Annotated in this window: 12 protein-coding genes and 1 rRNA gene; 3 read left to right on the forward strand and 10 right to left on the reverse strand. The window is 42.0% G+C overall.

Annotated features, from left to right (window positions below; all coding sequences use genetic code 11):
- The first annotated feature begins 65 nt into the window (after positions 1 to 65).
- On the forward strand, positions 66 to 656 hold the full coding sequence (locus AAEU28_RS13090) for a biliverdin-producing heme oxygenase (protein ID WP_421964521.1): 591 nt from the start codon (positions 66 to 68) through the stop codon (positions 654 to 656).
- Entirely contained in the window at positions 653 to 1042 is a 390-nt protein-coding gene (locus tag AAEU28_RS13095) for a YbaN family protein (RefSeq protein ID WP_421964522.1), read from the forward strand. Before AAEU28_RS13090 ends, AAEU28_RS13095 begins: the two co-directional genes overlap by 4 nt.
- A gap of 134 nt (positions 1043 to 1176) precedes the next feature.
- Here the strand turns inward: AAEU28_RS13095 and AAEU28_RS13100 are convergent, their stop codons facing one another.
- From AAEU28_RS13100 to AAEU28_RS13125, 6 genes are all read right to left on the reverse strand, one after another.
- The gene (locus tag AAEU28_RS13100; protein ID WP_421964523.1) at positions 1177 to 2394 is read right to left on the reverse strand and encodes a hypothetical protein; all 1218 of its coding nucleotides are present in this window, start codon (positions 2392 to 2394) and stop codon (positions 1177 to 1179) included.
- A 65-nt stretch (positions 2395 to 2459) separates the two neighbouring features.
- Positions 2460 to 3164, reverse strand: a complete 705-nt coding sequence (locus tag AAEU28_RS13105) for a hypothetical protein (protein ID WP_421964524.1) — start codon at positions 3162 to 3164, stop codon at positions 2460 to 2462.
- Between the two features lie 94 nt (positions 3165 to 3258).
- Positions 3259 to 4437, reverse strand: coding sequence for a hypothetical protein (locus AAEU28_RS13110; protein WP_421964525.1), 1179 nt, complete (start codon positions 4435 to 4437; stop codon positions 3259 to 3261).
- Between the two features lie 55 nt (positions 4438 to 4492).
- Positions 4493 to 4795 carry a hypothetical protein gene (locus AAEU28_RS13115; protein WP_421964526.1) on the reverse strand — a complete coding sequence of 101 codons (303 nt, stop codon included), beginning with the start codon at positions 4793 to 4795 and terminating at the stop codon, positions 4493 to 4495.
- Between the two features lie 15 nt (positions 4796 to 4810).
- The gene (locus AAEU28_RS13120) at positions 4811 to 5248 is read right to left on the reverse strand and encodes a hypothetical protein (RefSeq protein ID WP_421964527.1); all 438 of its coding nucleotides are present in this window, start codon (positions 5246 to 5248) and stop codon (positions 4811 to 4813) included.
- Position 5249: 1 nt separating this feature from the next.
- Positions 5250 to 6245 carry a hypothetical protein gene (locus AAEU28_RS13125; RefSeq protein ID WP_421964528.1) on the reverse strand — a complete coding sequence of 332 codons (996 nt, stop codon included), beginning with the start codon at positions 6243 to 6245 and terminating at the stop codon, positions 5250 to 5252.
- 158 nt (positions 6246 to 6403) lie between these two features.
- Between AAEU28_RS13125 and AAEU28_RS13130 the strand changes: the two genes are divergently transcribed.
- Complete coding sequence (locus AAEU28_RS13130) at positions 6404 to 6619, forward strand: hypothetical protein (RefSeq protein WP_421964529.1); 216 nt, start codon at positions 6404 to 6406, stop codon at positions 6617 to 6619.
- 49 nt (positions 6620 to 6668) lie between these two features.
- Here AAEU28_RS13130 and AAEU28_RS13135 read toward each other — a convergent pair whose 3' ends face one another.
- The 4 genes from AAEU28_RS13135 to rrf all read right to left on the reverse strand — a co-directional run.
- Positions 6669 to 7772 carry a hypothetical protein gene (locus tag AAEU28_RS13135; RefSeq protein WP_421964530.1) on the reverse strand — a complete coding sequence of 368 codons (1104 nt, stop codon included), beginning with the start codon at positions 7770 to 7772 and terminating at the stop codon, positions 6669 to 6671.
- A gap of 31 nt (positions 7773 to 7803) precedes the next feature.
- Complete coding sequence (locus AAEU28_RS13140; RefSeq protein ID WP_421964531.1) at positions 7804 to 8625, reverse strand: lamin tail domain-containing protein; 822 nt, start codon at positions 8623 to 8625, stop codon at positions 7804 to 7806.
- Entirely contained in the window at positions 8622 to 9260 is a 639-nt protein-coding gene (locus tag AAEU28_RS13145) for a glycoside hydrolase family 19 protein (RefSeq protein WP_421964532.1), read from the reverse strand. Before AAEU28_RS13145 ends, AAEU28_RS13140 begins: the two co-directional genes overlap by 4 nt.
- A 585-nt stretch (positions 9261 to 9845) precedes the next feature.
- Positions 9846 to 9954: ribosomal RNA gene (gene rrf / locus AAEU28_RS13150) — 5S ribosomal RNA — on the reverse strand; the annotation flags it as partial.

The following is a 9954-nucleotide window of genomic DNA, read 5'->3' on the forward strand; positions in this document are numbered from 1 at the left end:
TTAAATCATAAACCCGCACTGAGTGATAGAGCTCACTCAGTGCACTCTATATTTTTGGAGCATTCATGACGACCGTCGCCCCTACTCTTTCTCGTGCGCAAAATTTAAAACTCGCTACTGCGGATGTTCACGATAACGTTGATAAAACCATTATGGCGCAAGACCCCTTTGCCAATACACAAAACTATCTCGACTTTTTGCGTCTGCAATTTTATTTCTTACGCGATGTCAGCGCCCTGTATGAGCACGCAGAGTTACTCGTGCTGATCCCGGATTTAACTTCGCGCCGCCGCTTGAGCCTACTTGAGCAAGACTTTGAAGACCTATCTGCCAACTTGCCAGCCGCTTATTTACCGCCTTTCGTCACCATTAATACCGATGTCGCCACGGCATTAGGCTGGTTATATGTCGTTGAAGGCTCAAAAGTTGGTGCTGCAATGCTCGGCAAACAAGTTCAAGCAAAATTAAACTTTAATGCCGAACATGGTGCGCGCTATTTAACAGGTCCCGGTGCAGGCCGTGGTAGCGCATGGCGTGAATTAGTGCAACTCATTGACTCTGTTGAGCTTAACGAACAGCAAGAGCAAGCACTAATTGAAGGCGCTCGACAAGCATTTACCCGTTTCCAAGCATTTCAGGCTCACGTATACCCATGAAATTAAAAGCAGCCTTAGCCAATTATAAAAAAATAGTCCTACTGCTATGTGGGTCTTTATTTGTCGCCCTTGGAGTGATTGGTATTGTTCTGCCCGTCATGCCAACCACTGTGTTTTTTATTTTGGCTTTGGCGTGCTTTTCAAACGCGTCTCCCAAACTTGCCAAGTGGTTACTCTGCCATCCGCGTTTCGGCCGCAGTCTAAGGCAGTGGCAAACGCATAAGATTATTCCACTGAAAGCGAAAATCTTTGCCTCGACAAGTATGGCTATCAGTTATGCTATTTTGATTGTGCTTTCACCAGCGGCATGGCTTGCCTGTGTCGTTGGCAGCATAAAAATAGCTGTCGTGTCGTACATATTCTCGCGACCGTCAAAGCAAGTTTAAGCAGTTTCTAAGCCCAATAAAGCATCGCTTTTTTGGGTTTTATAACAACATATCGACCATCAGTTTAAAGCTCGGTACAAACATATAAAGGGTTAAAAACAATAACCAGAGCATGATCAATAATTCAAACAACCTCATTTTTCTCTCCAAAGTTCTAAATTGCCTAAAGACTGTTGGGTGTTAAAGGCGTTTAACCCTTTACTGGCGAGTTGTCTGGCTAGCCAATCACAATGATAATGCGCTGCCAAATTTAATTGGTAGAACTGGCTTTGCTTAAAGCCATTGAGGTTTTGAATAACAAACTCTTTGTCACCGCCCGCTAAATTCTGTGCTTGGTCTAATATATACGCGGGCCTTAAAGCTAGACCATAAAGCAGCAACAAAGACGATTTATCAAAATTTGTGCTTTGCTGCTGAGATGAGCAAGCTTCAGTGATAAGCGTTAACCAAACAGGTTCGCCACTCTGTTTTCGATTTAACTCCTCTAACCTTTGCTTCAACTTTTTAAGAAACTGACAGCTCCCTGGTTGTGAGCTAAAAACCCCCCAAGGCGCTGTTTGTGGCATAGGCCGGTTTTGTTTAAAACTATAAATGGCCAACCAGGTATTCAACCACGCATGCAAGAGTGACTGGGTTGTATGAGGAGCAGACCAACTTTGTTGCAATACAAACAAACGACAGCCAAGCAATGCCAAAGGCGCAGAGCGCACCAAGTCGTGATAACGCTGTTTGTAAATCACATCATTGATGGCTTTGTGAATGAATTTACTGTTCTCACGTGGCTTCAATAACGACAGTGCATCGTCAGGTTCCGGAATCGCTTCTGAGTCGAATATCTTGCTCTGAACTTTCTGCGCTCGGAGATCATATTGCGTTTTTAAGCTTTGAGTTTGCTGCGTGGCTCTATGGGCCAAACGCTGCTTAAAATGAGGCTTTAAATCCCCTCCCCCTTGCCAATCTACGTCGGTCAATGGGTTATAAAAACACTGTGTTTGTGCAAATTGCGTATTGTGTAGTGCTATGTTACTCACCGAACTACTTGCGCTCACTTTACACGAAGTGACTTTACTCGATGCAGAGCGCTCGCTTTTTGACGAAGTTTGCATCGCCGGAAACTCCTCAAATGCCAAAGCACAGTTATTCGGTCCATAACGCAGTTCTGATTGACCTTTGCGGGTCACAATTGGCTTAAAATGATAGTCGTTAAACTGCCAAGATTCAGTCTGCTTACAGTGAGCAAACTGCTGGCTCGTCCCGTAACAGTAATAGGCTAACTCTCGGGCATCATTTAAAGGCATACCCGCCATGATCCCAGCTACAAGCGTTGCGTAATAATGAAATTGCTGATCCATAGAAATCCTTTTAGGCCGCCTTTTACTCAAAAAACCTTTTTAAGTGCTGGCGGCGCTAGCCGTTATTAACCGTTATACCCAATCGCAACGTTATCTGGGTTGCTACTACGCAGCGATTCTACAAATCTATTAAGCACTTGATCTGCTGTATCTTTGTCTATTGGAGATTCATTGATATAAGGGTCTAGATCGCTACGAATATGACCGCCAGTTAAATCATCTTTTTGACGTTGTACCACGATGGCGTTTATCGCTTGGCAGAACGCAAATGGATCAGTTTTACAATAAATACGATGCTGCTGTGCCACCTTGCTACCTTGCTGATAACGCGGTGCACAATACGACACCATATAAGGTTGCACTGTGGGGTCAGTGCCAACAATATCTGCACATGAGAACAACACAAAGTCTGTCGACTTAAACTCGTCCATCACTTGATTACACATAGGTAAGTCGCCTTCGACACCTAAGTTGTAATCACAGAAGAAAACATCAATCCCCTTCACTAGGTGAGACAGCATGGTATTGAACGCACTCTGCACATTATCTGGGATTTGGTCGTCTTCAGGTAGCAAACTGAATTCTTTTGATTCTACGGTTATGCCACTGCGCCAATGTGCCAATAACTCAGGGGTATCACGTCCATCTCTATCTTTGTAGGCGACCTTATAGCCATTATCAAACAGCTCTTCGACTTCAGGTTGGTCGGTTAAAAATGCGAACTTGCGGCCATCTGCTGCAACGCAAGAGCAAAAAACTAATTTAGTCATTCAGAAAACTCCATGATTAATATGTCATTTGTGTCTGAATGAGTTTAAAAATATTCCAATTAAGTCACTTGGGTTAAAAGCCTAATTAGTCAGGCTAAATTACACTTTTAACTAGAGGTTGACGGAGCAATGTTTGCCAGCGCTGTTGATGCGCAGCTAAGCAATCATTTAAGTATTCAAGAGACAGAGTGAAAGGAGCGTAGAAAAAATGGTTAGGAGCCGAGTGTTTCAATTCTTCAAGATAACCTGCTTGTGTGAAAGTGCTCAACGGCTTAAATAGCGATTTGCTTTTCCCCTTGTACATGAATTGTACAAAGGCATAGTCTTGGTCTTTAGCTTGTGCGGCTAATGCCTGTAAGGTATTTAAGCTAATTTGCTCTTTTGCTGACTTGGATATTAATCGCGCTATCATCTGTTCAATAGACCATGCGTACGCCTCAGTGAATACATTTTTTTGATAAGCATGTAGCAAATGAGCAAAAATCAGCGATTGAATATTACTGGTTTGTTTTAATAAAGGTAAAACCTTATCGAGGTCTGCTTTAATGGCAGTGTTAACTACCTCCCTAGGAGTACTTAACCAAAAGGTGAGCTCTCCCAAGCTTATCTGCAACTTGTTTGCAATAAGCTGAGCCGTGATATTTACTTGCTCTTCTGAATCCTCACTATGCGTGGTATTAAGTTTGTGTTTTAACTCTTTACTCCATCTCTCATCTGGTTGCCCACCAAAGCGAGCTTGTTGAATATCTTTTTGTGGCATTCCAAACTCAGATTTATAAGTTTGTTTTTCCAGCTGGCTTTGCTCGTTTAGCTCTATTCTCTCAGGTTCGGGACTTGTTAGTTTGTTGTCGTTCTGAGCATTTTGAACTTCATCGGTTAGTGAGCGTGTTCCTTTTTTATCACTATTACTAACAGAGCTCATGGCCTCCGAGGGCAAACTGCACAGCATAGTGGGTATCTGTGCGACATAGAATGCATAAGGGTTTGTAGCACTGTCAAAATGTGCCAGCGGCGCGTCTGTTTCAACTGGTTGCTCTGCATCGTTATTAAGATTTTGCTTTTCTAGTACCAAACCATCTTGTGGCTCTTTTATTAAACCGCCTTCAACATACGTTTTCTCAGCTTCTAATGCATCGTCTTTTTTGAGGCTAGAAGATTGACAGTCATCAATTGCTGAACGCTGGGTTATTCTTACTACTCTGATAGGCGCAAACTTGAATGGTCGAATGATCCTGACTCTAGTCGCTTGCTGGCGCTTTTTTTTATCTATCATTGTGAACTCCTCACCATCGAAGTGCATAACACTTCGACGGATACAACATCATAACTTAACGCGCTAGTGCAGAGGTTAAACATGACATGGCAGCATTAATGGCTTTTTGGACCGTCGCTTTAGCTATGATTTCTAAAGTGATAAGTTCAACTTCCAAAATCGCTTTTTCTCGTTCTAGCTCAGCCGTGAACTCATCTTCACTTATCTCGCCATTTAATTTAGCCTGCGCTAAAGCTTCAATTGATGCTTTTTGCGCATTCAGCGCTTTTTGCAAAGGCCCTGACATTTGTTGTGCTTCGTCACCGACGACATTCAAGGCGGTGTCTAACATCTGTTTGTATAAATCATTTATGTTCATAAGGTTGTCCTTTTATTACTGTTTTGCTTGTTCGCCACGGATCATGGCGAGAAAAAGTCGCTGATACTGCTGTTTGCGCGTTTTGATCAAAAAATCTGAAATACTATTTGCTTGCTGATGCTGCTTTTTATCTTGCAACCAAAGGTTTTGGGTTATTTCCACCTGTTTGGTTGTCAACTCATTTAATTCTCTGACTTTTTGACGCATAAGCAGGGCTGATAACTCAACTTCAATATTGAGATAAGTACTCTGACTAAAATGAAAGGTGCGTTTCTCTTTTGGCAGCTCACTCAGCTGTACGTATAACCTATCGACTTTCTTAGCGACATCCATGATCTGCTGCTCAGTTTGCCTATCAAAACTTGATACCATTTGCAGTGCACAGCCTGAGGCCATGCTGAGAATCAACAAGCTACCAATCACTACCAGTACTTTTAACCAAGGCTTAACCATATTACTTCTCCTCATTGCGGATTATCTTTGCTAAGTACTGACTGAGTAACTGCTGGAAATCAGCACTCGACATAGAGGGGGAACTCGCAACTTGTTGCTGAATCGCCATAAGTTCTTGTGAAAGATGCGCTTCATATTCAAGCTGTTCAGACTTAAATTGATTCAATAAGCTCTGTTTGACGGTTTCTAGATCTTCTGGTTGTTGCGGTGAGATAAACGACTGTGCGGTATCAACAATTCTATCCAGGATGGTATAAACCAAGTTGGCCGAAAAACCGCCTACTAAAGCCATGGTAATTTTTAAAGCGGCATGGCTCATTCCGCCGCCCATGCCGGTGCTTTGCTCTGCGGTTTTGGCCACGGCATCTAAATTAATAGGAATAAGCTGAGTCAAAATAATGCCCGAGATTAAGCCAACCACAAATCGAACCCAATAAGAGCTCTCGTATTTGGCATCAAAGCATCCTGCAGTCACATAGCTGTTTGCTTTAAATAAGGCCGAGAAGGAGGCGCCAATGGCCGCAGAGGCAAGTAATATCGCTTGCACATACAAAAGGCGAGCACCTTCCATATCAAACATGCTAGCCACCATATTGTCGTTGTTAATATATGATGACAGGCTCAAGCTGATTAGTGTAATCAAAGAGATGATTGCCACTAACATCATCTTGCGTATAAGTGGCACTCTGCCTAAAAACAAGAACCATGTTTGTTTTTCTTGCTCTTGGGCCATCATTAAAATTGTCTCTGGCATTGCTGGCGAGACGAGTTCAGCTAACTGATTATGTGCTTTCGTTAAACTGGCAATGTCTGTTTGAGTTTGCTCCTGTTGGAGTTGCTCTACCAGCTTACTTGGCACAGCTAAACCCTTTTGCAAAGCAAAATGTGCCATAGCTTGACCTTGTTTGAGCAGTTTCTCATGAAGATCTGTACTTTTGTTTTCCAAGACATTTGGCCTTTCAAAGCCCTCAGCCTCAAAGCTCTTTGCGTGTTCCATGATGTTCCTTACTTGTTTTAGAACTTAGATTGAAAGCTTAAAGTTAAAGTACCCTTGAACAGAAAACTCGGTGACATTAACGTAAATAGAACCGTGTTATTGCCCGTGTTTTGAACATTTATTTAAGACAAGCTGGAGGAGAAAGTAAGGAGATAAAGATGAGGCAAAAAATATTAATAAGTGCAATTGTCTGCACACTAAAAGTCTATAAGCCCAAAAAGATTAAACCTAAGTTCAAAGCCAAACACTTTAGTCAAAAACAAAAAGTGCAAGCTTGTTTAAAAGGATCATTAGTTGGACTTGTTACGCTAGGAAAACTTAAACAAGAGCAAGATAAATTAAACCAGCAACTTGCCGCTTTCTTCGACAAGTAACCAGTTCAAATGACAAGGGTTAGATAGTTTCAATATATCCAACCCTGTCTTACTTAGATTGAGGGGTCGTTTGATTTGGCTCGAGTTGTTTACGAATATTAACGATCGCTTTGTCCATCATCGCAAACAATATCTCCACGTGATAGCCCATCAGAAAAGCTAAAGCCATAGGTGATAACGAAGCACCTAAACCTGCCTCTTCAGGTTTCAAGAACCAACCAACAATCATGCCAGCCAATGATCCAAGGGGTAACCTTAAGCGATAACGTATTTCATCATCATAAGTGAATGTCAGTGATTTGATCTCACGAAGAAGATCTCTAAGTACAAAGATAAATGCGCCAAGTAAGCCATATAGCAAAGGCAGAATGTAACTTTGCAACACATTTAAAATAGAGTCTGAAAATAAGTCATGCTCAAAGAAGGTTAGCTGAGACAAATAATGGGCTTGTTCTAGCTGAAGTTGCTGTTGTTTTATCTTCAGTTCAGGGTCGTTCAAGCTCAATTGTTCTGCCCTAAGCTGAAAAGACAACTGATTGTAATCAGGTAAATTTGGGTTAAAACTAAACCCCAGCATCCAAATGCGATTCCAAGACTTTAATAGACTATAGTTTGCGTCAAACTGCTGTTCAAGGGTCTCTAGCGCCTGATTAAGTTGTGTGTATTCATTAGCAAGGCTGTTTGCTGGCAGTGTTTCTAACTTGAGTGTCAGTTGTGCTTTTTCTGTAAAGGCATGCTTTAAATTGCTATTTAGGTTTGCTCCAAATAAGTAGTACACCTGAATAATCAACAAAGAAACCAGCGCCAATAAGGCATAACGACGATACCAAGCAACTGCAATTTCTGCTTTTGTAGGTGCTCTTTTTTCAGCTCTCTCATTTGGTATAACTGATTGAATACTTTCAACTGTAACTGGGTGAACAGCTTTTGATAATGCATCATAGTTCAAAAGGAATAAGGTTTCGTCTTCAACCTGCCAAGTACCGCTCTGGACCTTAAACTTAGCTTCAACAACATTTTTGGCAATACGCTCATCTAGCTCAATGGCGCCCTCTCGAGACATATAATTGAGTAACTGCAATGCATCGTCGACTAGGGTGACAATATCTTGGCTGGGTTTATTCACTATTTGCTCTGGTTTTTTCTTTCGCATTAATAAACTAAGGGGCACTTAGCCCCTCCCTCTATGCATACGCATATTCTGAAACCAATACTTTTCGGTAATCGAATAGCCTGCCAACATCACCGTTATTATTCCAAATTGCTCTGTTGCTATTAAATGAGAACCCACCTGTCGACTCATTAATCTGATTGGTATATACCCTAAGTTCAGAGTGGGGCATAAGCTGGCTACCGACAGGGAATTGAAATCTCTGTCCTCCATTAGAAGTAATTTCCCAAAGGCTCAGGTCAATAATATGATTGCCTAAATTGCCGATCTCTATATATTCATCTGATTCTTTCTTCGGGTCATTTCCATCAAAAAAGATATGTGTGATCCCAACATCATGATGCGCATCACGTCCATACGCATAGCAACTCACCAAATTACTTTGATTGTCATAAAGAGAAACCGTGTCCCCATTATTATTTAGAATGGGTCGGCGACTATCAAAGCTATAGGTATTTTCACGATTTGTATAAACACGGATAAGATCTTGTGGAAATAACAAAGTATGTTTGTTGAAATCATAATCTTGCCCTTCAGAGCCCGCATTCAATCGCCAGCCTGATAAATCAATAATAGAAGGTCCTAAGTTACTTATTTCAATATACTCATCTTCGAAAGACGCAAAACCAGCATTTACTGAACTAATCTGTACTTGGACTGAACTAAAGAGCGCAAAGTTAGTATTCCACCAAGTAGAAAATGGATCCGGCTCTTTTTTTACAGTATCTAATTGTGCAGTCAGCAACTCACTTAACTGCTGCCAAGTACGAAGTTTGTCTTTACTGAATACAAGAGATTGTGCTTTTTCCAAGTCATCTAAAGTGAAGTTACTCATACATCCGCTCCTTGAATTTCAAGATACTGCTTTGCTCTATTAAGAAACTTGGCACGCTCTTCAAGACCATGGTAACCACCATTTATGCGCTTAGTAATCGACTTTAGGTCATCCTGATCTGCATACTGATTTAGATGACGACTATGCCAAAAATAACATGCAGTCATCACCGCCGCATTTGGATCGTTTGCGAGACCATCTGGTTGTTCAACAAGCGGCAACCCTATGGCATTCCCACAGGCTCGATAGTTCTCTTTACCAGTTAGCTGTATTAAGCCTCGCCCTCGATATTTCCAGCCATCACCAGAGCCTATATCACCATTACCCATGCGATTGGCATACACAACATTGGCAATTTTCTCTGGATTACGTGCATATTGTTCAGCTATTTCATCTGTTTGAAAGTATTTACCGAACACCAGTCTCAATGCCCTCGCACTGTAATTTAAGTTTTCAACTTTATATTTGAACTGGCCACTTTCATGAGCAATTTGCGCAATGAAATGCGCAACACGTAACGGGGTATTAATATCAAAAGTAGCTAATCTGTTTTGTATAGCTGGTAAGTAGTGCTGAATGTCGTTGTCTTTAGCCTGAGGCATGATATGACGCAGCATGTCGAAGTCTATATTCATCACAGTTTCCTTGTTTTAATGGATGTTATTACTATGCCTGAGCTATAAATTCGGACTCAGTGAAAACAAGGATAGAATCGGGTTAATAGTGCAAAAGGTTACCGACAGCGAACGTAGTGAAGAAGTAAAGTAGTGCAAAGTGTTAACGACAATGAGCAAAGCGAATACTTTTGCTTTGCGCTATCGTGCAAAATTAGCGACTGCGAACGCAGTGAGTGCGCTTCTTTTGCGCAAGGTGAGTATCGTGCGAAAGGTTTATGACACAGCGCGGAGCGCTGCCATTCTTTTCGCGCAAGGTGAAATAAGCCATTTTAACCGTTGCAGAGGGACTTAAACGCAAAAAAGCCCGACTCTTTCGAATCGGGCTTTCTCTAAATAGGTGCTTGGCGATGTTCTACTTTCACATGGGAAGCCAAGCTGGCCGCGCCCACACAATCATCGACGCTGTTTCGTTTCACTTCTGAGTTCGGCATGGGCGGGGCTGGCCTTCCAGTCAGGTGGTTCCAAAATGCCTCCTACCACACTAATTTTAGCCATAAAAGCAAAAAACCCGCTGCATTGCTGCAACGGGTTTCTCTAATTAGGCCCTGGCGATGTTCTACTTTCACATGGGAAGCCCACACTATCATCGACGCTGTTTCGTTTCACTTCTGAGTTCGGCATGGGGTCAGGTGGTTCCAAAACGCTATAGTCA

This window comes from Pseudoalteromonas sp. SS15 (genome assembly GCF_049257195.1).
GTDB lineage: Bacteria > Pseudomonadota > Gammaproteobacteria > Enterobacterales > Alteromonadaceae > Pseudoalteromonas.

Bases quoted from the DNA above. Each gene is read 5' to 3' on its own strand.
- AAEU28_RS13100 (WP_421964523.1), bottom strand. From the start codon at position 2,394: ATGGATCAGCAATTTCATTATTACGCAACGCTTGTAGCTGGGATCATG.
- AAEU28_RS13110 (WP_421964525.1), bottom strand. From the start codon at position 4,437: ATGATAGATAAAAAAAAGCGCCAGCAAGCGACTAGAGTCAGGATCATT.
- AAEU28_RS13090 (WP_421964521.1), top strand. From the start codon at position 66: ATGACGACCGTCGCCCCTACTCTTTCTCGTGCGCAAAATTTAAAACTC.
- AAEU28_RS13130 (WP_421964529.1), top strand. From the start codon at position 6,404: ATGAGGCAAAAAATATTAATAAGTGCAATTGTCTGCACACTAAAAGTC.
- AAEU28_RS13145 (WP_421964532.1), bottom strand. From the start codon at position 9,260: ATGAATATAGACTTCGACATGCTGCGTCATATCATGCCTCAGGCTAAA.
- AAEU28_RS13135 (WP_421964530.1), bottom strand. From the start codon at position 7,772: ATGCGAAAGAAAAAACCAGAGCAAATAGTGAATAAACCCAGCCAAGAT.
- AAEU28_RS13105 (WP_421964524.1), bottom strand. From the start codon at position 3,164: ATGACTAAATTAGTTTTTTGCTCTTGCGTTGCAGCAGATGGCCGCAAG.
- AAEU28_RS13120 (WP_421964527.1), bottom strand. From the start codon at position 5,248: ATGGTTAAGCCTTGGTTAAAAGTACTGGTAGTGATTGGTAGCTTGTTG.
- AAEU28_RS13115 (WP_421964526.1), bottom strand. From the start codon at position 4,795: ATGAACATAAATGATTTATACAAACAGATGTTAGACACCGCCTTGAAT.
- AAEU28_RS13140 (WP_421964531.1), bottom strand. From the start codon at position 8,625: ATGAGTAACTTCACTTTAGATGACTTGGAAAAAGCACAATCTCTTGTA.
- AAEU28_RS13125 (WP_421964528.1), bottom strand. From the start codon at position 6,245: ATGGAACACGCAAAGAGCTTTGAGGCTGAGGGCTTTGAAAGGCCAAAT.
- AAEU28_RS13095 (WP_421964522.1), top strand. From the start codon at position 653: ATGAAATTAAAAGCAGCCTTAGCCAATTATAAAAAAATAGTCCTACTG.